This window comes from Moorena sp. SIO3I6 (assembly GCF_010672095.1).
The window spans coordinates 22398-45432 of the sequence record NZ_JAAHHU010000044.1 but is presented as its reverse complement, the minus strand read 5'-3'; the positions used below and the strand labels follow the sequence as shown (position 1 = coordinate 45432).

The following is a 23035-nucleotide window of genomic DNA, read 5'->3' as shown; positions in this document are numbered from 1 at the left end:
GAGACTTGCGCAACGATATCAAACTTCGACCCAAACGGGAAGCTATGGATTTTTATGGCATCAGTGAAAATGACCTAGCCCTGCAGGGACGCTACATTATGACCGATAACGAGATTACAGACTCTGCGATTAGAGCAGGAAAAGACGACTTAGAAATTCGCCTGAGTACTGCCTGGCCCTCCCGCAATGGCGCTGTCGGTGGTCCCACTCGTCGTGATGAGTTGAGAATGTTTCAAGTGTTTTCATCAGACCACGGAGCAATATCGGGAAATGCGATATTGGATATTGAGCAGAGCATGGCTCCCCTATCGATTACCCATACAGATACTGAACGCACAGTTACTGTTTATTCTAAAGCTAAAGGTCGCACTCCTGGAGAGATTTTGGCAGAGTTACAGCCAAAATTAGAGCAAATGAAGAAAACCTGGTCTCCAGGTTATGATTACAAATTCGGCGGAGAGGCTGAAACTCAAAGTGAGACCTTTGGTTCTGCAATTCAGATGTCCTATGTATCACTTTTCTTAGTTTTTTCGGTACTGGTGCTGCAATTTGGCTCTTTCACCCAGCCTTTCATTATTATGCTCTCTATCCCCTTTGCTTTGATTGGCACCTTTAGTGGTTTCTCTTTGCTCGGGATACCCCTTTCGTTTCCTACCATGATTGGGATTATTTCTCTAGTGGGAATTGTAGTTAATGATTCCATCGTGATCGTAGAAACCATGAACAAGCATCGCTCAAGTGGAATGAAAGTGCGACAAGCTGCAGCTCATGGTGCTTCTGACCGACTGCGCCCGGTACTGACCACCAGTATTACCACCATGGTTGGTTTGATTCCTTTAGCACTAAGTGATCCCATTTGGTTTCCTTTATGTATGGCAATTATCTTTGGTTTATGTGCCTCAACCTTGAGTGCGTTACTGGTGATTCCCTGTTTGTATTTACAGTTGACGCCAAATCAGAGATAGGCAAGAGGCAACAGGCAAGAGGCAAAAGTTGGTTTTAGTGTAAGCTATCAGCTATCAGTTATCAGTTATCAGCTAAAGGCTCGACTAGGTGAGGACTCTTGCCCTTTGCCTCTTGTTATTCTTCAAACTTCCTCTGGATTTACTCCCATTGCTCGTAAGCGAGCAGCGAGTTTGTCAGCCCGTTCTTGAGCGATCGCCGCTTGTTCTTGAGCGATCCCCGCTTGTTCTTGAGCGATCCCCGCTTGTTCTTGAGCGATCCCCGCTTGTTCTTGAGCGATCGCTGCATTTTCTTCAGGAGTAGGTAGCACAATTCCTTCCAAGGTAGCCCAACGCAGCCAAGTGGCCTCTACATCCTTATACAAGCCTGACCAACGCACTAAGGCTAACCCTAATCTTTCGCTAATTAGTCGCTCCTGTTCATCTTCACTTAACGGCTGATACACACCATTGTCTAAGCTAAATCCGGCAAAATCCTCTGGATTAAACGGGTCGTACCAAAAATATTCCGATACTCTGATTTGGTCTTGATAAACTAGTTTTTTGGTAGTTTTATCGGTCTTGGCTGTACTCTGTGAAATTAATTCAATGATCACATCAGGTGCTTTACCTTCTTCCCAAACTACCCAACTGAGTCGTTCGCCTTTGGGAACCCCAAGCACTACAAAGACATCTGGACCCCGGAAGTCTTGATTTTTAAGTTGTGCTTCACTGAAATGAAGAAACATATTACCGCCCACATAGCCATCCTCCCGCTGGGCTAACCAAGGCAATAACGGATCAATCAGCAATTGCATCTGGAGTTTATGTCGTTCAGTTTCCATCGGAATACCGTCATCACAGGGAAGGTCATACTGAGTTGGCAGATAAGGAGTATTAGGCACAACAGCAGAGGTCATGGTTTTAGACATAGCGATCGCATTACCTACTCAAATTTAACGCCCACAGCTACGATATCGTTGAAATTTGGTAAAAAACCCAGCGCTTGGATCTATCTTTTTTGCTAAAAATCTGGTATAGAAGTTCAAAATTTAATTATTGTTGATAGGGTTTCTGATAGTAACGAGGTACAAGGATTTTTTACCTCTTCCCAGGGAGTGCGCTTGACCCATTAAGAATTAAATTCGCCACGGGTCGCACCGCTCCCTACTCCCTACTCCCTACTCCCTATTCCCTACTCCCTACTCCCTATTCCCTGTTCCCTGGGAACATCTCTAGCTTCTGGAAAAATTAACATCGCATCACCAAAGGAATAAAAGCGATAACTAAGAGCGATCGCATCCTGGTATAAGGTCAGTAACCGCTCCCTGCCTACCATGGCGCTAACTAACATTAATAAACTCGACCGAGGTAAGTGGAAATTGGTAATCAATCCCTCCACTACCTGCCACTGATAGCCTGGGTAGATAAATAAGTTAGTCTTACCACAATAGGGTTGTAATTCCCCATCCACAACGGCTCCCTCTAGAGCACGGACTACGGTTGTGCCTACAGCAATCACTCTGCCTCCGGTTGCTCTAGTTTCCTGAATTTGCTCGACAGTTGATTGGGGGACTTCTAGCCACTCTCCGTGCATGTCGTGCTCGGTAATATCCTCCACTTCTACAGGTCGAAATGTACCAACCCCCACGTGTAGGGTGATATACCCTAGCCGAATTCCCTGTTGGCGGCAGTTTTCCATCAGCTCATTGGTGAAATGGAGTCCAGCAGTGGGAGCAGCAACAGCACCGTTCTTTTGAGCATAAATGGTTTGATACTGGTCTGGGGTAGCTTGAGAGTCTTGGATATAGGGGGGTAGAGGAACCTGACCATACAACTCCAACAGGGTTTCCCAGGATACTCCCTCTGGGAAATCAAACTGCAATATCCGCCCACTGGTCGCTTCATCTGTTGCCAGAACAGTTGCTTTCAGAGGAGGTAGGGGGGTAGTTAGGTGTTTTGATACGGTACTATCGTTGAGCCCAAGGTCGGATGAGGGAGTAAACCAAATCTCTGCTCCTGGCTTGAGACGCCTACCTGGTTTGACTAAAGCTAGCCAACTCTGGTGTTGTCCCTGCTGTTGTCCCTGGTGTTGTCCCTGATGTTGTCGCTCTTCTAACAACAATATCTCCACAGGCACACCAGTGGATTTACGCCCATAGAGTCGAGCGGGGATAACCCTGGTGTTATTGAGGATCAATAGGTCACCCGGTTGCAATAGCTGAGGTAATTCCCTAAAGATGTGGTGGCTATGGTGAGTTGGTGAATCTACCACCAGCAGTTTTGAACCATCCCTCTCGCTCAAGGGTGTTTGGGCAATTTGCTCTTGGGGTAGTTCATAGTCATAGCTTGAGACTAATTGGTCGATTTGGTGCGTGGATGTCTGTTTGTCAATCCCTGTCATGCTGTTATTCCTAAATTGGGGAATATCCCCTATCTAAGATCGGGGGAATATCCCCTGTCCGTTAGCAATCCTGCCTTGCCAAAATAAAGATACAGCAATAGGATATCAAGCCTCAGTTGGTTACTAACTAACTCCTCTCTATGGATTACCTTTACTTTTTAGCTAATGCCAGTCTAACTCTGCGAGTCGTTGAGTATATAAAAGACTCGCCCCAGCTACCTATAAAATTTGCCACGGTGATTCATCGGATTGATGGCTGGGTGGTTAAGGTCAAGATGGACACACCCTTAACGGCTCAACAACATGGAGACTTTCGGGCTTATATGAACGAGTTGGGGATTCCCTACAGCCCAGACATTCGTGTGCAAATGGCTCTGTGGAGTCTGGAAACCGGACAGTCACCGGTAGAGGTCATGCGTCGCTACCAAGTTGCTGTGGTTTCTCATGGTAGTCCAAACCAGAGCGACATAGAAGCTTTTTGCGAACAATTCACCATGGGGTTGGGATATTGTCCAGAAACCTTGGCATGAGCAACTTCACCTAGGGTGGGCTTTGCACGTCGCTAGGCACTGCCCACCCTAGGATTAATCACAACGGTGCCAGATCTTAGTAATACCTATAATTTTGGTAAAATCGGTTATGATGCAGCATGGTAATGTAACCGAAGTCTATGCCCTTGCCAGCCAATCTAGTCACCCTAACTACGACGGAAAATCAACAGAATTTAAGCATAAATCCCCCAACATCTGGTCTATCTTTGCAGGGAGTTATAAGGATACCAGGGGATAAATCGATTTCCCATCGAGCCTTAATGTTGGGAGCGATCGCGCAAGGAGAAACTACCATTAAAGGGTTACTTTTGGGAGAAGACCCCCAAAGCACTGCTAGCTGCTTTCGTGCTTTGGGCGCAGATATCTCGGAACTTAATACTGAACAAGTGATTGTTAAGGGTATAGGACTAGGGAAGCTGCAAGAACCCGTTGATGTCTTAAATGCAGGTAACTCGGGTACTACCCTACGACTGATGCTAGGACTACTCGCCTCTGCTGCTGACCGATTTTTTACTGTAACTGGTGACAAGTCTTTGCGATCGCGTCCGATGTCCCGTGTGGTGAAACCCCTACAACAAATGGGAGCAAGCATCTGGGGGCGTGAAGGTGCAACGCTCGCTCCCCTGGCCATTAAAGGCTCGGTTCTTAAACCAATTCACTACCACTCTCCCATCGCCTCAGCTCAAGTAAAATCCTGTATTCTCCTCGCTGGTTTAATGACCGAAGGACAAACAACTGTCACTGAACCAGCCCTCTCCCGTGACCACAGCGAACGGATGCTCAAAGCCTTTGGCGCTCAAATTATTACTGACCCAAAAACCAATAGTGTTACCGTCACAGGACCGGCTCAGTTGCAAGGGCAAACCGTAATTGTTCCTGGTGATATTAGCTCAGCTGCCTTTTGGTTAGTAGCCGGAGCTATTGTACCGGGTTCAGAACTGATTGTGGAAAATGTCGGTGTCAACCCTACCCGTACAGGTATTTTAGAAGCCCTATCCATGATGGGGGCTGATATTGAGCTGTTAAATCAGCGAGTTGTCGCTGGGGAGCCGGTGGCAGATTTGCGGGTAGGTCACGGTAACCTCAAAGGATGCACCATTGCGGGTGACTTGATTCCCCGCCTGATTGATGAAGTGCCAATTTTAGCAGTAGCAGCAGTCTTTGCCCAAGGAACTACTATCATTCGGGATGCAGCAGAACTGCGAGTCAAGGAAAGCGATCGCTTAGCGGTGATGGCATCCCAGTTGAACCAGATGGGAGCTAAGGTCACTGAATTGCCCGATGGTCTAGAGATTATCGGTGGTACTCCCTTAACTGGTACAGAAGTGGATAGTCATACTGACCACCGCATTGCCATGAGTTTAGCGATCGCAGCCCTAAATTCCCAAGGTACAACTACCATTCACGGTGCTGAAGCGGCTGCCATCTCCTATCCAAACTTCACTACCACCTTGGAAGAGGTAATTAAGGCTTGTTGACCGCTGTTCGCGTAGCGTGAGCTTTTAGCTCACCGCTCAAAATAAATAAAGTAATGGGTAAAGGTTTCTAACATTACCCTTTACCCATTACTCGTTACCCTTTAACCCAAATTTTTCCCCGAGCAGCTAGCCCAACTAAGTAGCTCAACTTATGAAGGCTATCACTCTATTTCAGGGATTGGAGAAGTTAACAAAGCTAGTTTACGCAGCTGCTTAGCTTTGGATAAAAACAACCTTTCGTAGGCTTTAATATCCTTATCCTTAGCAAATTCCTCATCGTAGCGCTCTTTGCTCGCTAGTTTCATTTTTTGCAGTTCATCACCATCATTTAGCAGTATCTCCAGTTTCTCGTCCAATTCTGCTTCATTTTTGAAATAGTGAGCACCGGGTCCTGCAACCCAACGATTGAAGCGATTATTGTTTGCCAGAACCGGTTGACCAGCGCTGAGGGCTTCTACTAAAGAAGGATTAGTGCCACCAACTTGATGTCCATGAATATACAGTCGTGCGTGGAATCTCAAGGCATTAACAACTGACTTATTATAGATAGCACCAGGAAAGATAACCTCATCACTGGCTGCTTCTAGAACTTGTTTGTGATAGGGTACTTGATCAGGTAAATAGCGACCAAGCACCACCAATTTAAGACCCCGAGGTCGCCTGGAAAAGCCAGAAACAATCTCTAGAATCGAGTTTTCTGGTTCAGGTCTAGCAATTACCAAAGCATACTCCTTCGGAGCCAGATTATACGCGGTTAAAAGTTGTGAGTCTGCATTAACAACTTTCTCGGTTCCATAAGGAATTACCGTAATTTTATCAGAAGCTACTTTTCGAGTCAATAAATGACTCTTGATTTCTGGATGATCAGCAATTAAACTGTTAGCTAACCAACACCCAGCCCATTCATTGAGATATAACCAAATTTTTTCAGGAAGCCTCCATTTACTGCGTTTCCATTCCAGACCATCCATATTCATAAAATTGGTAATCCCTTTGAGGCGATACCAAATACTGAAGATGGCTGTGTTATAGCCAAGGGTAAGCACGATTCCCTTTTGCTTGAGGGCATGTAATGTAGATTTCCAGTCAAAAATGATCGATCCCAGTGCGTTGCTATAGGGAACCGGTATATGAACCAGACGAATACCATGCCAGTATTCTTCAAACATCTGATTTTTGTGCTCTTCCTGACAATAGACTGTGACTTCCCATCCCTGAGATACAAGATATTTTGACAGCCGTTCCGCGAAAGTTTCAAATCCACCATATTGAGCGGGAATGCCACGGATACCAAGAATTGATAATTTCAACATTTTAGATGCCCCAGTCTAACAGTATACAAAGGCAAAAATTTGCCTTCCCAATTCACAAGTTACTTAGACTAACTGAGTTGAATAACGACAATGCACCGAACAGCCGATAACAAACGGCTATCAAAGCGATGCAGCGCGGTCTTGGGGGTTTCCCCCATGAGCGACTGCATCAAGAGAGGTAGATAAACCCGATAATTTTTTGGTCTACCTTGAGCTGCTTTATCAATCAAGGAGATTCCCAGGATAAGCCTAGGCCATGATTTGTCAAAACTCTGTTAGTTTGGCGCAGTTTGACAATGGACTATCACCTGCCATCACTGAGATGGTATTTATCAACAAACCCTTAAAACCATTAAGTATAATACGTTCCGGGACTAGGTTAATGTCAGACTTGATTTGATTGTAATACTGCTGGAACGCACTACCACCGAGCAGAGGGGATGTGACACGCTTCACGCTGTGTCCCCTACACATTTAGGATTTGTGTGATAAATAGTCTCTGAACTTTAGGCGGTCGTTGAAGCGGTTGTGCCAACTTGTCAAAAGTGCCATAATCTGTTAGCATGTCAGGATTTTTGATGACGAATAACTTGAACATAGATCCAATAATCACCATTAGTTTTCCAAACGGTTTAACAATGGCTTTGCTATTTAATCAGCCTTTCACACAGTATAGCAAGGGAAGTATAGTTTAGGACATAGTCTTTTGGTTGAAAGGGAGCAGGAATCCCCCCTCCCTTAGTAAGGGGGGCAGGGAGCAGGGAGCAGAAGATGTCTTAAGCTTTACTTCGACTGCTATATCTTAAAATCCCTGTCAAAAGTCGAGATTTTAAAAAAAGTTAATGTTGTCAACAGCGGTCAATCAATTGTAAATAAACGGCTACATATTATTATTGTAGTATATCCCATCCAATCAACTCAACGATGATCGACGTGGAACTGAGCGAGTTTATGGAAAAACCTCCAACAATTAAATTGAGCTGAAGCAACATCTGATTAGTGATCAGACTTTAGTGATCAGACTTGGGTAACAAGTTAATCAAACTTTGTGAAAAAACTGTGAACTCATCTATCGAGTAGGGGAAACACTTAGCTATTTTAAGGGAATAAACTACCTAGTGACGTAGATTTGATGATTAAAGTTCCAGGATTTATAGAACTTACGAAATTTAGTTGGTTTTGGCTGGCTAACCCACTAAATATGGTGGGTAGTACTCAAAAAATATACTAAGTTTGGTGGAGCAATCGGGGCAATGGGTAAGTCCTGATTGATCAAAAAAATCTCAAAAAAAATCTCAAACAGCGCGCTGAGTTGGCTCACAGTAAATCGTTTTACCCTGTTTTCAGGCTAAGTATTGAATAAATCCGGGAAAAAAAGCTATACTGTATTACTTGAATAAGTAAGGTTTGCTATATTAGTTAAGGTTTGCTGTTACATCTGAGCAATCATGGCTCCCGCAAGTAATCCAAGCTCGGTCAGGAACTATCCTGGCGTTGCTTAATAATGGAATGATTTTAAGAGTGAGGTGGAATGGGCATCTTGGTGGAACTGGCATCTTGCGTAGAACTGGCATCTTGCCAGTTTCCTCCTTATTTTCGAGCGGGCAGGATGCCCACTCTACTCCTATTCATTGCTCGATTCACCAATTCCACTCTAGCGTTTTTTAAGCTAGTAAGGTACAATTTTTCGGGTTTTAGGGAGCAGGAAGCAGGGACTTCGGAGCAGGTAGCAGTGAAGTCATAAGAGGGAAAAGGTAAAAAAATATGTGTACCTCATTAGGGTAAAACCCGCTATATCCTTAGCAGTGATTAATGGGCCATCCCAATCGGTGATTAAAGGTCCTACTGATGCGATCGCGTAGCGTGACCTTACTGGCAGTGCCAGACGCTGCGCAAACGGTCAATCGCGAAGCGGTTCCAAAGAAACATCGCATTATTCATGCGCCAGTTGGCTCAACAAGAGGTAGACTACCGCAGGCTACATATAGCGCTACGCGCAAGTCAGAAGTTAAAAGTCAGAAGTCAAAAGTAAGCTAGGACTAGGTTTCGGAGTTTATAAATTTCCTAATCTGAATGCGTAGTGCTATACCTCCCATCGCTTTCATGCCAAGATGATGGAACCGATCTTGGACTCTTTGACATCATTACCAGAATAGTCGAAGTTGAAAACTCCTGCGCAACAGCGGCGGGGATGATCTCAAAGGGAACAGCAGATCACCGGAGTAGGGAGTAGGGAGTAGGCAACAGGGAACAAAAATTATCACAATTCCGAGGATCCCTATAAAACAACTAACAGACTTGAGTCTGTGGTGTATAATTGAGGTATTTTAAAGTTATCAATTTAAGTTGAGTTATGGTTTGAGATCGGATTTATGAAATTTTACCCAAGCAATTTTTAAAATTTGCGGATATATATAGATTCATAGGCTGCCTATTTTGTTTTGCATTTGTCAAAAAAAAAACTTAACATTATCCTTATAATATCCTATCCTATAACTAGATAAACAAGTTGGAATAATTAAACTAAAAATTAACGGTTATATCATGGAATAAATCACCTAATTAATAAATTTATATAAGTAAACAATTCATGGATTTTACAAACGGTTTTAAGCGAATTGATCAAGACCTACAGGAACTAGGAAGGCGTTTGTCAAAGGTAGATCTAGTTGGGGTAGACTTAGATGAGATTCAAAGCCAAAACAAACTAAAATAATATCTAGCATAAGCCTCACAGTTAAAGTTAGAATCAAAGGAGATAATAAAGGAGCTCACCCAAGCACAGAAAAGTTTTGAGCAGCGTTTCACTGAACTGACAGAGAGCCATGAGCAAGCCCAGAAAAGTTTTGAGCAGCGTTTTACTGAGCTTAGGGATAATAATCAGCTCCAAGTTGAAAACCTGAAGTCAGAACTATTGAAAGCCCAAACTAAATTAAACGCCCATAGTGATCAGCTCCAAAACCTTCAGTATTATCTGAATACTATCGAAAAAAAAGTTCAGGATTTTAATAAACTTAACAAACAACAAATCCGGAGGATATGGTATAGTATGATAGGTATAGTGATTTTATGCTTGTTTGTTGCTACTTGGGCTGGGCTTAAGTAGCCTCCTGAAGATATAGGATCAGCTGTCAGCTGAAAATAAACCTCGTTAGCGTAGCATGTGCATCCCACAAACGGTGGAATTTAATACTTTGAGATTACGCTGTCGCCCATTTAAACGACCTTTGATTAAATCCGACTCAGTCTTGCAGAAAATCTAAAAAAAAGCTAAAATAGTTGAGGTTAATAAGTAAGGTTTGCTATATTAGTTAACGTTTGCTGTTACATCTGAGCAATCATCGCTCCCGCAAGTAATAGCTCCCGCACGTAAGCCAATCAGCAACCGGGAAATCAGCGTTGCTCAATCTTTGAATGAATAGGAGTAGAGTGGGCATCCTGCCCGCCCGGAAATAAGCATGAAACTGGCAAGATGCCAGTTCCACGCAAGATGCCTATTCTACCTCACTGTTAAAATCATTCCATTATTAAGCAACGCTGGGAAATCAGGGATGTGTTAGAACCGAGTACTCGCCAACCCCAACAACTACCGAAACAATTATTGATAAACGGCCAACAGCCCAAGCTTCAGCCGGTGGCATTTATGTTTCCAGGACAGGGAGCACAATATGTCAATATGGGGCTGGAACTAACCCATGAAATATCAACATTTCGTGTACTGATTGATCGATGCTCAGAACTCCTCAAACCCCATCTGGGCATTGACCTGCGCCATGTACTCTACCCAAAGCAGGAACAGACTAATCAGGCCACAGAGCAACTGAAACAGACTAGTATTACCCAGCCAGCCCTGTTTGTGATCGAGTACGCCCTAGCTCAGTTATGGATGTCGTGGGGAGTCCGTCCCCAAGCGATGATTGGTCACAGTATCGGTGAATATGTGGCAGCCTGTGTAGCTGGGGTCTTTTCCTTAGAGGATGCATTATCTCTGGTTGCTCTTCGAGGGCAGATGATGCAACAACTGCCTGGTGGCTCCATGCTTGCTGTTCCTTTACCAGAACAAGAGGTGCAATCCCTGTTGGGTCAGGAACTATCCTTAGCAGTGATTAACGGGCCATCCCAATCGGTGATTTCTGGTCCTACTGATGCGATCGCATTATTACAAAACCAATTGGATCAACAAGGGCTAGAGTACCGCAGGCTACATACCTCCCATGCCTTTCATTCCAAGATGATGGAACCGATCTTGGACTCCTTCACCAACCAGGTAAAACAGGTTAGTCTCAATCCCCCACAAATTCCCTACCTATCTAATGTTACTGGCACTTGGATTACAGCCGAGCAAGCAGTCAATCCAGGCTATTGGGCACAGCATCTGCGGCAAACTGTGCGATTTTCTCAAGGTGTGCAACAGCTGTTGAAACAACCAGAGACCATCCTGCTAGAAGTAGGGCCTGGGCGAACCTTGAGCACATTAACTAAACGACACTCTCAGAAAGCGGTTGAGCAGCTGGTGCTAACGTCGGTACGTCATCCACGACAGCAGCAATCGGATCTAACCTTCTTGCTCACTACCGTAGAACAGCTCAGGGCAGCAGGGTTATCAGTAGATTTGGATGGATGCCATGGTCAGACACCTGACCAGCAAGACATCCTAAGGCACAAAGGCCAAGAAGAGAATGCCCAAAAACACAACAGCACTCTGCTAGCCCCTGACCAACCTCAGCCACAATCATCCAACACTTTTGTTGCTCCCCGAGATGACTTAGAACGTCAATTGACCAAGATTTGGGAAAACGTCTTAGGAGTCAAATCTATCAGTGTTACAGATAACTTCTATGACCTAGGAGGAGACTCTCTCCTAGCGGTGCGCCTGTTTGCTGAGATTGAGAAGGTTTTCCATAAAAAACTGCCCTTAGCTTCTCTGCTGACAGCTCCCACTGTAGCCCAATTAGCAAACCAGCTGCGCCAAGACCAAAGTGCTGCTCCTTGGTCCTCAGTAGTACCAATTCAGCCCAATGGTTCCAAACCGCCTCTATTCTGTATTCATGGAGCCGGTGGTAACATTCTCAGCTTTCGGGATTTGGCACGTTACTTGGGTTCGGAGCAACCGTTTTATGGACTACAATCATTGGGTCTCGATGGCAAACAGACTCCCCTGACCACAGTTGAGGATATGGCTCGCTGCTACCTCCAGGAAATACGTACTATTCAGCCCAAGGGTCCCTATTTTCTGTCAGGATACTGCTTTGGAGGTAAAATTGCTCTGGAAATTGCTCAGCTGCTCTGCTTAGACGGTGAGACAGTGGCTCTGCTAGCTCTGCTTGAACCTAGCCCTGTTCACTTCTCCACAAATGAAAACCAACGTCCCTATCAACGTAGCTATAGTGACCGATTAAAGGGACTGTTTGAGCGATTGATTCATAGAGGTTTTAAAGACGTACTCAAGCAGCAATTCCTAAAGCTTGTTTCTAAGTTATATCAGTCTCTTGGGATTTCATTACCGCAATCTCTCCAAATCATCAAAGTCCAAGAAGCTAACACCTTCGCTTCCAAAAACTATGTAGCCAAACGCTACTATCCAAACCCAGTAACAATGTTCTTGACCAGTGAGCGGATTGCCCAATCTCCAGAACTCCAAAAAGGCTGGATAGAGTTAGTTACTGGAAACCTAGAAATCCAGGAAATCTCTGGTAAGCACTTAGATGACCAACCAGGGAGTTTTCTCAAAGACCCCCATGTAGAGGGACTTGCTCAAAAAATAAAGAATACCATAGATCAGGTAATTGTTAGTTAGTGGTTAATTTAAACCTAAGCTATCAGCTATCAGCCATCAGCCGTCAGCTGTCAGCCGTCAGCTTTGTGGCACAGGCTTCTAGCCTGTGACTTCACGTGGCCATTGGCCAAGGCAAATAGCTGATAGCTGATAGCTGATAACTGAACGCGCACGCGTGCGCGTAGCGCTTAAGCTTACGAATTGATAACTTCCTGATATAAACTCAGCATTTGTTCACCGATTATCTCCCATGACCAATTCTCTGAGACTATCACTCGTCCTTTTAGTCCCATAGATATGCGTTTTTCCCCATTAGTTGCTAACTGCAACAGTGCTTGATCTAAATCATTGATCACTTGGGATAGGTTATCCACAGGTACTTTAATTCCCCAGTCTTCTTGAACCATCAACGAGGGTCCACCAATATCGAGACAAACCACAGGTCTACCAGACGCCATTGCTTCCAACACCACCGTCGGCCAATGATCATGGAAGCTCGGATGCATTAACACGTCCACCTCTGCCATCCGTTGTAGCACCTGATCACGGGAAAGCTTCCCCCAAAAACGCACAGCATCACCGCATCCAAGCTCTTTAGCCAATTTCTGTAGTCCCTCCTTTTCAGGACCATCACCAATCAGCCAGTATTCACTAGTAGGCCGTTCACGATGGAACTGGGCAAAGGCACGGATGCCCAATGCAAACCCTTTCCAACCCAAAAATCTGCCAATACTTACCACTCGAAAGGGTTCTTCTTGGCGCTGGGGCAGTTGAGCTAATCTTTCAATATCCTTTTGATTAAGACCAAAGGGAGGAAAAGCTTTAACTGGTAAATTGTCTGACCATTGGCTCGCTTCCCGAGATAGAATTAATTTAGCGCGAGAAGCAACAGACCACTGGGTAAAGCGACCTAGGAGATTCATCGACACCATCCGAATCCGTTCCATCATGGCCGATTTTAGGGATAATGTCTTCAAGAGTACCGAAGGAATTTTATCTTTAGCGCCACCATTCCAAATCAAGGGCACACCTAGCCAGCCTATCCATGTTGGCAACCAGGAATTTTGATAGGTGACATGATGAACCAAATCAAAGCCAATTTCGTCCTGGAGTTTTTTGGCCACAAAAAATGCTCTAATCTGCCAGGCGATATAGTACAAATAATGGGACAATCCTGAATTACGAGACCCTTCAGACATTGCGACAAAGATAAAGGTAACATTGTCTAAAGGTGAATTAGCCAATTCCTGTTCAATCTGAGATTGATCAGTTATGTTAGTGAGCACCCAACACTTATGGCTATGGTTCTTAGCTATTTGTTTTACGACATTCCAACCTATACCATATTCAGACCCTCTTACTGGGGAACAGCCATAAGCAGAAATCAGGATATTCATGATTCTTTTTCCCTGATTAATTCAGCTGATAATTAGTTATATTTTAACAGTTAACAGACTTAGGCGTCTTAGTAGGGAGCATGTTACTTTTGTAATTAGGTAAATTGATCCCCTCCCATAACAGGATAGACGATCCTGAAGCAGCATAGACATATCCAACGGTAGGTTAATGCTCACGAAAAACAGGGCATTGCTGAATCAAGGAATGAATATGAGTGGGGTGGGCATCCTACCTGGGGTGAAAATATCAGAAACAGGCAAGATGCCTGTTCCACGAAACTCTTAAAATCATTCCATTATTAAGCAACGCCGCCTTGATAACCTGATTGGGCTGTAATGGCTGTATCGCAGACTTGGCAACAGTGAGCGGAGATTAATCTAGGGGTGGTGGCGGCGGAGTTGAAGCAAGTGGATCGAAATTTGGTAGAAATTGATGCCACGATCGAGGAGGTTTTATGATGAGTTGGGGATGGATGCTCCTTAAATCTTTGTTTAGGTAAATCATAGAATATGAAAATTATTTCTATCACAATCAAAAACTATCGTGTCTTTGAAAACCTGAAAATAGAAAAAATTCCCGCATTTTTTGTTGTCGTTGGTGCAAATGGTACCGGTAAATCAACCCTTTTTGACATATTTGGCTTTATCCACGATGCCCTCAAAAATAATATTCGTCAAGCTCTCCAAGTTCGTGGCGGTTTCAATGAAGTTATCACCCGAGGTAAAGAGCAAGAAGATATCGAAATAGAACTTCAGTTCCGTATGAAAATTCTTGGAACTCAGCGCCTGGTTACCTATATTATTAAAATTGGACAAGAGAATAGACGACCGTTCATAAAACGAGAAATTCTGCGTTATAAACGTGGGAAAGAAGGTAAACCTTTTCATTTCCTAGACTTTAAAAAAGGAAAAGGAGACGCTATCATTAACGAAGAAGAGTTTGACCAACCTGAAACAAAACTAGAACGGGAAAAACAAGAACTTGATTCCAGCGACATTTTAGCCATAAAAGGCTTAGGACAATTCCAACGCTTCAAAGCCGCCAGTGCCTTTCGTTCCCTGATCGAAAACTGGCATGTTTCCGACTTTCATATCAATGAAGCTAGAGGCAGCAAAGACGCACTCTATGCTGAACACCTCTCCCCCACAGGAGATAATATGGCATTAGTAGCCCAATACATCTATCAAGAACATCCCGAAATATTCGAGGAAATTCTCCAGCGAATGCAACAACGAGTCCCCGGCATTTCCAAAGTAGAAGCCAAAAATACTGAAGACGGCAGACTAATCCTAAAATTTCAAGATCAAGCTTTTAAAGACCCCTTTATCGATCGCTATGTTTCCGATGGCACCATGAAAATGTTTGCCTATTTAATATTGCTCTTCGATCCTAAGCCTCACCCCCTACTCTGTGTCGAAGAACCCGAAAACCAACTTTACCCCAGCCTTTTACATGAACTCGCGGAAGAATTTGCCAGTTATGCCCATCGTGGTGGCCAGGTCTTTGTCTCTACCCACTCCCCTGACTTTTTAAATGCCGTTCCCCTGGAGAGCATCTTTTGGCTGACCAAAGAAGATGGGATCACCAAATGCTCAAGGGCTAAAGATGATCCAACCCTTGTCAATCTAGTCAAAGCTGGAGACTTACCTGGCTATCTCTGGACTCAAGGCTTCTTTCAAGGAGTTGCCCCCTAATGAGTTATGACCTGATTTTTATGCTAGAAGAACCCTCAATGAAAAACGTTTTAGATCAACTCCTACCGAAAATTATCCCCAATGAAATTACCTATATTTGTAGTACCCACCAAGGCAAACAGGACTTAGGGAAATCTATTCCCAAGAAAATTAAAGGCTTTCAACATAGTCCTGACACCAGATTCATTATCGTCCATGACCAAGACTCCCATGATTGCAAAACACTCAAATCCGAACTATTAAAAATTTGTCAAACTCCCGGAAAAGACAATAATGTGATGATTCGGATCGTCTGCCATGAATTAGAATCCTGGTTCTTAGGAGACTTAGCCGCAGTCGAAAAAGCCTATAACATGAAACCTAATAGCCTCAGTAAACAACAAAGTAAAGAGAAATACCGTAACCCCGATAAGCTTAACTCTGCCAAACAAGAGCTTAAACGTTTAGTTAAGGAATACTATCCAGGAATCCATTCAAAAAAAATTGCACCCCATTTATCTTTAACTGAAAATACATCCCACAGTTTTCAAGTCTTTATTAAAGGTATTAAACATCTCCTAGAAGTATCACCATGACCAAATCCGGTTGGGTGCATTTCCTAAAAGCTGTTTGACACTCCCTGCTCCCTGCTCCCTGCTCCCTGCTCCCTGCTCCCAAAACCCAAGACTTTAATAGCAGGGCTACCATCTACAAGCGTCTGCGAATCGCTTCAACAATGTTTCGGGTTCGGTGAAGATTCATTAACAAGGCTAGAATTAATTTAACCGGTAAAAATGCCCAGCTTAATGCTAACATGAAGGGGTTGGGCTTCATCGAAGCATAGGAGTAACCATGGTTGAGCATGTTAGTATTGGTTACTTGCTGGCAAATATGAATCTCTGTCACAGAAAGTCCCCCACGCCGCCATTTTCCTGTGGTATTGGGGTCAATCCCCCGACGTTTTGGTGTGATTTGCTTATGGGATGAGACACCGCCCTCATTTTGAGGAACATCCAACATTTGAGCTTGGAACTCCAGACCTAGAAACTGGCAAATTTCTGCCACGGTCTGCTCTGGATTTGTTACCAAATCTTCAAATCTCACCGTACGACATCGGGGATGATTGGCAAATTTTTCAGCAGCGTTAATCGAGGCATTCCAAAGTTTTGAGATGGTAAAGGGATGATAATTGCACCAAGACCGGAAGGCTTCTCGATAGGGAATATTCTTGGCACCCAGGAATTTGATTCGCCACTTATATTTTTGTGACAGCAGTACGTCTCGGGGGTCACGAACCATATTAATAATCCTGCTTTCGGGATAAAGTTCCAGGATTTCAGCCATGTATAAGACATTGCGCGGAGTTTGTTCACAAGGAATCCTCTTACTGTTTTTGGCAGCTTTGTATCCCAGAAATACCTTAAAGACATCCCCAGAGCTGAGCTTTTGCTCCGGAAACTGGGAAATAATTGCTTTGGCTTCTTCACTAAAGTCACTTGGATCTCCTGGACGCAAAACATCACTATGCTGAATTGATAGGAGGCGAGCGGCTAGCTGTTCTGCTTCTGCCTGAGTTAGGTAAGAGTCCCGATGCTCCTCGGACCATAACTGCCCAAAAAAATGGAGTTCCTCAAAGGTGAAAACCTCTGAATTTAATCCCAATATTAGACCCATCAGAGTAGTTCCACTACGGGAGTTTCCCACTACAAATATCTGTTCCACTCTTGGTTGATGATCAATCATGATGGGCTGATGGGGTGATAGGTTGATAGGGTGATAGGGTGATAGGGTGATGGGGGAATTGGTAACAGTATGATCAGTATATCAGCAGTAAGGATTAAGCATAACAAAAAAATGCTTGTCTTTCTTTAATACTGTTCCCTATTCCCTGTTCCCTGTTCCCTATTCCCTATTCCCTACTCCCTACTCCCTACTCCCTACTCCCTATTCCCTATTTCCTTGTTGAGCATACCAGGAATTAACTACCAATCCAGCCAGTAACCAAAAATAAAAACTAAAGGGTCGCAGTTTAAATGTCCGTTCCACAAAGGTGTAAAAGAAAGAAACAATAATTATAGTACAAAGCATCACTCCAAGGGATTTGTATTCCAGGGATGAAGAAGATTTAATCAGAGATTGAGAGGTTTGGTAAAGCCGTAGTAATATAATCCAAAAAATCCCCAAACCAACAATTCCAAAATATCCGAGGAAGGCAAACCAGTAGGCATCTTCTAAGAGTTCCACATGCCAGGATAAATGCCGTTGTTCATCTGGGGAGAGAATCACGGAATTTTCTATTCCTCTTTGTAAGGCACCAGGCTCTGGACCAAAGCCAAACCAGCCTCCTGAATTCATCAAACCATTAACAATAGTCTTGGCTGCCCAACCCCGCTGAGCTTCTAAGTTGTGTTGCCAGTAATCTGGAGAAAAAATCGAGAAGAAATAAGAAGTCAGATCAGGGATTTCTCCGTCTTCAGAGACTGAAGCAGCTGATGTTTGAAGATTGAGTAATGGAGAAATTAATACTACAGTTATCAAAAGTGCTGTAGCAAACCAGAGGATGAGGGCAGTATCTCTTTTTCGTTTGAGATGAACTAAGACTAGAATAGGAATTAGTAGGGATATCATCAGTGCAGCTCGCTTTTTGGAAGCAAAGTTAGCGAAATAGAGCACTAAAATACTAGCGGAGTCTTTGAAGGTGGGAATAAGATGACTAGAGTGGGTGTAGACATGGCTAATAAATACTGAAATTGCTAACATCAGGAATCCTGAAAGGATGGCACTGTCGCCAAAGGTGCCAATGCTGGCATTTTTGGCAGCCATTGTGGCGGAGTGGATGACTTGCCTGGTGAATAGTTTCTGAGTGATGCTGGCCGGTAAGAAGTATTGGATGGAGGCTATACCTGCCTGGATTAAACTGGCTAGTCTAATACTTTTTAATAATAGAGAAAGCTGTTCGATAGAAATGTCAATATTAACAACAGTATAGTAAACGGAGATATACCGAAAATTAGTGCGTAAGTTTTTAATGCTACCTGCAAGTCCAGCATGGTTAACAACAATGGAAATCATGGTACCGAGGAAAAAGGCAATAATCAGGATATCAAGGGGGGTTTTTCGTATACCTTTACCAGAGGAGATCCGCAGGTAAATTACCCTTACCATTAGGATGTAAAGGATAATTTCGGGAACAAAACGTATTAATGAAATTAACGGTGATGGTAAGGGGAGCCAGTTGAGAACAAAGTCTTCAAAGGGTTGGTAGATGGTTATGGTTAAAATTATCGCAAATGGTAGCTGCCCTGTTTGCATCGCCCATCGATACCAGGAAATTATTTTGTTCATTGTTGGGATTAGGGAGTCGGGAGTCGGGAGTCGGGAGTCGGGAGTGGAAAGTGGAAAATTTTCTAAATGCCTGTTCCTTTATGATTTTATTTAGTGGTATTGTAACTAAGTTAGAAATTATTCCTACATCTAAGCTACAGCGGTTTTCATATTAGTGGAGTACACACACGGATTTTTTGCCTGTTCCCTATTCCCTACTCCCTACTCCCGATTCCCGATTCCCGATTCCCGATTCCCGATTCCCGACTCCCTGTTCCCTGTTTCCTGTGCTATAAGTTATGTCTGTTGCTTTAATTGCCCATTATCTTGGTCCTCGCTTAGGGATTGGGCAGTATCTCAATCGATTACTACCACCTCTAGTTGAGGAACTGATCAGCCGAGGCACTAAGGTGAAAATCTTGGCTTCTCCAAATGCGTTTGAGAATACTCCTACCCTACAGGAGTTGGCAGATAGTGTTAATATCCTACCACCGCTGGATTACTCCCCAGCGAAGCGATATGGTTGGGTGGCTACTCGCTTTAATGGGTATTGTGCTCAAGCAGGAGTAGAGGCTCTAGTGTGGCTATCTAACCCGATCGTGCTGCCGTGGCATCCACCTACTATTGCAGTGCTTCATGATGTGAATGAATGGAAAGCGGCTAATAAGTATGGCGATCGCATAAAAACGGCTTTGCGATCGCTAATTTACCTGGATGCCTCGATTCGTTTTGCCCAGCAGATTATCGTGGTAAGCAAAGCTACGGAGAATGACCTGCTACACTTTCGCCCTAACCCAAGGCTTCAACAGAAGCTGAAAACTATTCCGAATGGAGTAGACTCACCCCTAGCTAAGTTACCGACCGTCTCGATTTCTGCTCCCACTGGACCATTCTTGTTATCGGTAGGTCGGATCGACCCAGCTGCCAAGCGTTTACCGGAAGCTGTGGCATTAACCTCTCAACTTAGAGAGCTTAGTGGTGAACCTTGGGAATTGCATTTAGTGGGAGGGATGAATACTTCCACCCAAGCTAGCGGTGAAGCGTTCCTCAACTCAATTGAGAGCTTGCCTTGGGTTCAGTATCATGGTCACATAAGCGATCGCATTTTGGCTCAATGGTATCGAGAGGCAACAGCGGTAGTGTTTCTGTCTGACCGGGAGGGATTTGGACTACCGATTGCCGAAGCCGCATCATTTGGTCGCTTCGTGGTGGTATCTCAAGGGAATCAAGCCGGTTTAGAAGCAGGGGGGTCTGCCATTATTACTGTTGATCCTGATCAGCCTAGGGAGGCAGCCGAGAAGGTAATGGGTGGTTTGAAAGAAAAACAATTAGTTGAGATTAGTAGTAATTTGCCCAAGTGGGAAACAGCAGCGATCGCTTATGCTGATGCGATTAATGAACTCAATAGGGAGTAGGGAGTAGGAAATAGGGGTGCGATTCGTTATTCCCTGTTCCCTTATAAACCTTATTAACGTCAATAAAAAAAAACTTAAAAAAATGATGGCTGAACTCAAAATTAGATCAAAAGATCCAGATTCACTAAAACGAATTATTCAAAGTGCCTTGTCAGAAAGATTACAGAGTGTTAAAGCAGGAATTCAAAGGACAGAACAACGCCTTCAGGAATTTGAAACTAAATACAAATTATCAACAGCGGAATTTATTACTCGCTTTAATAACGATGAATTAGTCCATAGTTTTGATTTTGATGAATGGATCGGAGAATCTAAAATGTTGGAACATTTACAAAAAACAAAAGAATCTATAGAGGATATTTATTTTGTTGATTGAAGACTATTTTGATCAGATTGATCTTTTATTGTCATCATCGCTAATAGTCAAAGGGTTAACTATTGAACGGGAAAAAAGAGGAATGTATGAAGGGTTTATCAGAGGCAAGATAAATTTCCAAGATAATTCCTTGCTCCATTTCCGAGAATTTGTCTATGTAGAAATTTCAATCGATAGAAAAATGTATAGTTATCAATATATGAATTACGATAATAATCTAATTTTCCGCTATGATAATACCGAACACCATCGAAAATTAAATCTTGCTACTTTTCCTCATCATAAACATGATGGAAGTGAGGATAATATTGTTCAATCTAATGCTCCTTTTTTAGCTGAGGTACTTAAGGAGATTGAAAAAATATTAGTTTAGTTTTAGTGCTTTCGCGTAGCGTGACCTACGGTCAATCCTGTAGCGGCGAACGAGCGTTCATCACCATCTTGTAGGTTGGGTTTATACCACGAAATCCAACAAATAACAAAAGTACAGATTAAACCTCTTGCTATAATTAACAAGCAATTATTTTTAAAAGTGTTGGGTGTCATTATTTTCGCTATTTACCATTATTACAGCGTTTTTCATAGCTACGAGGTACACAGAATTTTTTTTCTCTTGCCTCTTGCCTCTTGCCTCTTGCCTCTTGCCTCTTGCCTGCTCCCTGCTCTCTAAAAAATGCACCTCACCTAATTAAAAACCGCTATATATGACCACAGCCACTCCACCCCTAAGCTTAGAGGAGTTCCTCAAACTCCCAGAAACCAAACCCCGATCAGAATTTATCAATGGGGAAATCATTGTTAAGCCCATGCCACAAGGCCAACATAGTCTGCTTCAGATTGAATTGTGTCAAGCTATCAATCGAGTCGCTAATCCCAACAAAATTGCCAAGGCTTTCCCGGAACTGCGCTGTACCTTTGGGGGTGAATCAATTATTCCCGACATCACAGTATTTCGTTGGGCAAACATCCCCATTGAACCAACTGGCAAAATTGCCAACCGCTTTGAAATACATCCAGATTGGGCAATCGAAATTCTTTCCCCAGACCAAAGACAAACCAAAGTCCTGAGCAAACTCATCCACTGTTTGCGTAATGGAACCGAACTAGGATGGTTAATTGATCCGGAAGAAGAAAGTATTATCGTGATTGATCAGACTCAACGATTGGAAATCCTTTCAGCAACCTCTACGTTACCGATTCTCAATGGAGTAGAGTTAGAACTAACAGTTGAGCAAGTTTTTGGGTGGTTAACCCTAGGGTAAGGTTACATGGGGTGCATCTCATAGGAAGCGGTCTGGCGTTGCTGAATAATAGAATGATTTTAAGAGAATGATAAAACCAAGAATCACTCAATTAAGCGCGTCTCAGTTTTGTGCGATACATCAGATAATAAAATGAAGTAAATAAAATCAGGGCAAACAATCCAGCCGAAACTACGGATGTCGTGAGCGGAATCAACAGTAAAGAAGTCAGCAATTCAATTCCAATTAAACTAATCAAAATCCAAACCACCATTTGGCGTTTCATCAGACTACAAAGAATTGCTCCGGTTGGCGCACCTACTACCACAACCGGAACCGCCGCTAACCAATAATTACTGACGGGAGTGACAAAATCCCCCAGGATAAAGTTATGAATTAAAAAGCCTGTGATGGCATTAATTGCCATCAAAATCACTGACGTTGGAGTGCTAACTTTCTCACACAAGCCAAACAGTAACACCATTACAGAGTAGGCAAAAACATCCATTCCACTCCCAACTAACCCACTAATCATACCGCCCATTAATCCGACTACTAGAGATAAAATTTTTTCTCGTTTACCCCAGTGTTCAATCGTCAATTTCCGTTCAGTCTTAGTTAAATTTAAGTGAATTAAAATGAGGGCAAAACTGCTCACCATCATTGTAAATGAAATTTTAATGACTTCGGGAGGAAGTAAAGGAGCCAAAAAAGCTGTTCCCATAAAAATACCTGGAATTCCCCCTAAACTCACCCAACGAATTAACTTCCATTCTACTGGAGTTTTCATAGCCACAATCGTAAAAGAGGCGGCACTCATGCCAATACTTTGAATAGCTAAAGAAAAGAGTTTTGCATCGGGGGGAGAGACGTGAAGCCACTTTGTTAAAGCTGGAAAAGCAACTGCGCCTCCTCCCATACTTGTGGCTCCTGCAACCATCGAACCAAAGACCATTGTGAAGGCAAATTCCCAATGTTCAATCAGGTTGTAAATAGCTCGACTGGGTTCAATAATAATCAGCCAGCTTGTCCAAACTGTGAGTACACACAATAGACTATAACGAATATAACGTTGGGATTAAATAAACTTAAACACTGAATACATAAACTTTAAAATCTTGAAGATGAGTAGATTGTTGTGGAAA

20 protein-coding genes are annotated in these 23035 nt (G+C 43.4%); 13 read left to right on the top strand and 7 right to left on the bottom strand.

The features are described 5' to 3' along the window. The coding region (locus F6K49_RS15215; protein ID WP_293097965.1) for an efflux RND transporter permease subunit at positions 1-965 on the top strand (965 nt) is incomplete at its 5' end. A gap of 122 nt (positions 966-1087) precedes the next feature. Here the strand turns inward: F6K49_RS15215 and F6K49_RS15210 are convergent. After that, on the bottom strand, positions 1088-1873 hold the full coding sequence (locus tag F6K49_RS15210) for a Uma2 family endonuclease (protein WP_293064035.1): 786 nt from the start codon (positions 1871-1873) through the stop codon (positions 1088-1090). A 263-nt stretch (positions 1874-2136) separates the two neighbouring features. Then, a complete protein-coding gene (queA, locus tag F6K49_RS15205; protein WP_293097961.1) occupies positions 2137-3345 on the bottom strand; it encodes a tRNA preQ1(34) S-adenosylmethionine ribosyltransferase-isomerase QueA in 1209 nt (402 codons plus the stop codon). Positions 3346-3485: 140 nt separating this feature from the next. On the opposite strand from queA, the gene F6K49_RS15200 reads away from it, so the two are divergent. Together F6K49_RS15200 and aroA are read left to right on the top strand one after the other, a co-directional pair. Further along, positions 3486-3875, top strand: a complete 390-nt coding sequence (locus F6K49_RS15200; protein ID WP_293021591.1) for a hypothetical protein — start codon at positions 3486-3488, stop codon at positions 3873-3875. Positions 3876-4021: 146 nt separating this feature from the next. Then, positions 4022-5374 carry a 3-phosphoshikimate 1-carboxyvinyltransferase gene (gene aroA / locus F6K49_RS15195; RefSeq protein ID WP_293097974.1) on the top strand — a complete coding sequence of 451 codons (1353 nt, stop codon included), beginning with the start codon at positions 4022-4024 and terminating at the stop codon, positions 5372-5374. A 161-nt stretch (positions 5375-5535) separates the two neighbouring features. On the opposite strand, the gene F6K49_RS15190 is transcribed toward aroA, so the two are convergent. Further along, positions 5536-6687 carry a DUF1972 domain-containing protein gene (locus F6K49_RS15190; RefSeq protein WP_293021589.1) on the bottom strand — a complete coding sequence of 384 codons (1152 nt, stop codon included), beginning with the start codon at positions 6685-6687 and terminating at the stop codon, positions 5536-5538. Between the two features lie 1531 nt (positions 6688-8218). On the opposite strand from F6K49_RS15190, the gene F6K49_RS15185 reads away from it, so the two are divergent. The 3 genes from F6K49_RS15185 (at position 8219) to F6K49_RS15175 (ending at position 12484) form a co-directional block, all read left to right on the top strand. Continuing rightward, positions 8219-8431, top strand: coding sequence for a hypothetical protein (locus F6K49_RS15185; RefSeq protein ID WP_293097958.1), 213 nt, complete (start codon positions 8219-8221; stop codon positions 8429-8431). Positions 8432-8535: 104 nt separating this feature from the next. Continuing rightward, positions 8536-8724 (top strand): hypothetical protein, encoded by a 189-nt coding sequence (locus tag F6K49_RS15180; protein ID WP_293097955.1) that lies wholly within the window; start codon positions 8536-8538, stop codon positions 8722-8724. 1516 nt (positions 8725-10240) lie between these two features. Beyond that, the gene (locus tag F6K49_RS15175; protein WP_293097952.1) at positions 10241-12484 is read left to right on the top strand and encodes an alpha/beta fold hydrolase; all 2244 of its coding nucleotides are present in this window, start codon (positions 10241-10243) and stop codon (positions 12482-12484) included. Between the two features lie 173 nt (positions 12485-12657). Here F6K49_RS15175 and F6K49_RS15170 read toward each other — a convergent pair whose 3' ends face one another. Next, complete coding sequence (locus F6K49_RS15170) at positions 12658-13860, bottom strand: glycosyltransferase (RefSeq protein WP_293097949.1); 1203 nt, start codon at positions 13858-13860, stop codon at positions 12658-12660. 510 nt (positions 13861-14370) lie between these two features. Between F6K49_RS15170 and F6K49_RS15165 the strand changes: the two genes are divergently transcribed. Together F6K49_RS15165 and F6K49_RS15160 are read left to right on the top strand one after the other, a co-directional pair. Further along, positions 14371-15555 (top strand): AAA family ATPase, encoded by a 1185-nt coding sequence (locus F6K49_RS15165; protein WP_293097947.1) that lies wholly within the window; start codon positions 14371-14373, stop codon positions 15553-15555. Further along, a complete protein-coding gene (locus F6K49_RS15160; protein WP_293097945.1) occupies positions 15555-16130 on the top strand; it encodes a DUF4276 family protein in 576 nt (191 codons plus the stop codon). Before F6K49_RS15165 ends, F6K49_RS15160 begins: the two co-directional genes overlap by 1 nt. Before the next feature lie 112 nt (positions 16131-16242). Here F6K49_RS15160 and F6K49_RS15155 read toward each other — a convergent pair whose 3' ends face one another. Both F6K49_RS15155 and F6K49_RS15150 read right to left on the bottom strand, forming a co-directional pair. Beyond that, positions 16243-17277: a sulfotransferase gene (locus F6K49_RS15155; protein ID WP_293097943.1), complete on the bottom strand. Its 1035-nt coding sequence runs from the start codon at positions 17275-17277 to the stop codon at positions 16243-16245. A gap of 201 nt (positions 17278-17478) precedes the next feature. Next, positions 17479-18879 (bottom strand): hypothetical protein, encoded by a 1401-nt coding sequence (locus tag F6K49_RS15150; protein WP_293097941.1) that lies wholly within the window; start codon positions 18877-18879, stop codon positions 17479-17481. A gap of 2 nt (positions 18880-18881) precedes the next feature. On the opposite strand from F6K49_RS15150, the gene F6K49_RS15145 reads away from it, so the two are divergent. The 5 genes from F6K49_RS15145 to F6K49_RS15125 all read left to right on the top strand — a co-directional run bounded on the left by F6K49_RS15145 (position 18882) and on the right by F6K49_RS15125 (position 21911). After that, on the top strand, positions 18882-19034 hold the full coding sequence (locus F6K49_RS15145; RefSeq protein WP_293097939.1) for a hypothetical protein: 153 nt from the start codon (positions 18882-18884) through the stop codon (positions 19032-19034). A 123-nt stretch (positions 19035-19157) separates the two neighbouring features. Next, positions 19158-20273 (top strand): glycosyltransferase, encoded by a 1116-nt coding sequence (locus tag F6K49_RS15140; protein WP_293097937.1) that lies wholly within the window; start codon positions 19158-19160, stop codon positions 20271-20273. Between the two features lie 82 nt (positions 20274-20355). Continuing rightward, entirely contained in the window at positions 20356-20649 is a 294-nt protein-coding gene (locus F6K49_RS15135) for a hypothetical protein (protein ID WP_293029176.1), read from the top strand. Continuing rightward, the gene (locus tag F6K49_RS15130; RefSeq protein ID WP_293029174.1) at positions 20639-21022 is read left to right on the top strand and encodes a DUF6516 family protein; all 384 of its coding nucleotides are present in this window, start codon (positions 20639-20641) and stop codon (positions 21020-21022) included. The genes F6K49_RS15135 and F6K49_RS15130 overlap by 11 nt, the downstream gene beginning before the upstream one ends. 331 nt (positions 21023-21353) lie before the next feature. After that, entirely contained in the window at positions 21354-21911 is a 558-nt protein-coding gene (locus tag F6K49_RS15125) for a Uma2 family endonuclease (protein WP_293097935.1), read from the top strand. A 91-nt stretch (positions 21912-22002) separates the two neighbouring features. Here the strand turns inward: F6K49_RS15125 and F6K49_RS15120 are convergent, their stop codons facing one another. Then, positions 22003-22845: a sulfite exporter TauE/SafE family protein gene (locus F6K49_RS15120; RefSeq protein WP_293097933.1), complete on the bottom strand. Its 843-nt coding sequence runs from the start codon at positions 22843-22845 to the stop codon at positions 22003-22005. Positions 22846-23035 lie beyond the last annotated feature (190 nt).

What these genes read in the sequence shown, in the direction of transcription:
- F6K49_RS15210 (WP_293064035.1), bottom strand. Translation starts at nt 1,873, where the DNA reads ATGTCTAAAACCATGACCTCTGCTGTTGTGCCTAATACTCCTTATCTG.
- queA (WP_293097961.1), bottom strand. Translation starts at nt 3,345, where the DNA reads ATGACAGGGATTGACAAACAGACATCCACGCACCAAATCGACCAATTA.
- F6K49_RS15200 (WP_293021591.1), top strand. Translation starts at nt 3,486, where the DNA reads ATGGATTACCTTTACTTTTTAGCTAATGCCAGTCTAACTCTGCGAGTC.
- F6K49_RS15190 (WP_293021589.1), bottom strand. Translation starts at nt 6,687, where the DNA reads ATGTTGAAATTATCAATTCTTGGTATCCGTGGCATTCCCGCTCAATAT.
- F6K49_RS15185 (WP_293097958.1), top strand. Translation starts at nt 8,219, where the DNA reads ATGGGCATCTTGGTGGAACTGGCATCTTGCGTAGAACTGGCATCTTGC.
- F6K49_RS15180 (WP_293097955.1), top strand. Translation starts at nt 8,536, where the DNA reads ATGCGATCGCGTAGCGTGACCTTACTGGCAGTGCCAGACGCTGCGCAA.
- F6K49_RS15170 (WP_293097949.1), bottom strand. Translation starts at nt 13,860, where the DNA reads ATGAATATCCTGATTTCTGCTTATGGCTGTTCCCCAGTAAGAGGGTCT.
- F6K49_RS15165 (WP_293097947.1), top strand. Translation starts at nt 14,371, where the DNA reads ATGAAAATTATTTCTATCACAATCAAAAACTATCGTGTCTTTGAAAAC.
- F6K49_RS15160 (WP_293097945.1), top strand. Translation starts at nt 15,555, where the DNA reads ATGAGTTATGACCTGATTTTTATGCTAGAAGAACCCTCAATGAAAAAC.
- F6K49_RS15155 (WP_293097943.1), bottom strand. Translation starts at nt 17,277, where the DNA reads ATGATTGATCATCAACCAAGAGTGGAACAGATATTTGTAGTGGGAAAC.
- F6K49_RS15150 (WP_293097941.1), bottom strand. Translation starts at nt 18,879, where the DNA reads ATGAACAAAATAATTTCCTGGTATCGATGGGCGATGCAAACAGGGCAG.
- F6K49_RS15140 (WP_293097937.1), top strand. Translation starts at nt 19,158, where the DNA reads ATGTCTGTTGCTTTAATTGCCCATTATCTTGGTCCTCGCTTAGGGATT.
- F6K49_RS15135 (WP_293029176.1), top strand. Translation starts at nt 20,356, where the DNA reads ATGATGGCTGAACTCAAAATTAGATCAAAAGATCCAGATTCACTAAAA.
- F6K49_RS15125 (WP_293097935.1), top strand. Translation starts at nt 21,354, where the DNA reads ATGACCACAGCCACTCCACCCCTAAGCTTAGAGGAGTTCCTCAAACTC.
- F6K49_RS15120 (WP_293097933.1), bottom strand. Translation starts at nt 22,845, where the DNA reads ATGGTCTTTGGTTCGATGGTTGCAGGAGCCACAAGTATGGGAGGAGGC.